Genomic DNA, 307 nt, shown 5'->3' with positions numbered 1-307 from the left:
GGTGGGGGGCGCGGCGAGCCAGACGGTGGTGCGGGCGAGCGCGGACGCGGACTCGACCTCGTGGAAGGGGGCGCGCAACGCTCCGGCGGCGGAGAGCGCGAGGGCCGAGCGGAGGCGTGCCGCGTTGGCGCCGGTCTCCTCGTCGGTGCGGGAGAGCACGACGACCACGGCCGTGACGGCGGACGCCCAGCGGGCGGTGAGGCGCGACCACAGCGTGGGGAAGCCGGGGTCCTCGGCCAGCCAGGGGTCCACGACCAGAAGGACCTTCTCGGGGGTTCCGGGGGCTTGGGGCTGCTCGGCGGTCCCG

1 protein-coding gene is annotated in these 307 nt (G+C 77.2%); it reads right to left on the bottom strand.

Features of this window, described 5'->3' with window-relative positions:
• On the bottom strand, nt 1-252 hold a 252-nt coding region (locus tag ACSNOC_RS27965; RefSeq protein WP_436750364.1), incomplete at its 3' end, for a hypothetical protein.
• Between the last annotated feature and the right edge of the window lie 55 nt (nt 253-307).

The organism is Streptomyces sp. URMC 129, from assembly GCF_051386415.1.
Taxonomy (GTDB): Bacteria; Actinomycetota; Actinomycetes; order Streptomycetales; family Streptomycetaceae; genus Streptomyces.
The sequence above is the reverse complement of the archived record's forward strand: the minus strand, read 5'-3'. Positions and strand labels throughout refer to the sequence as shown.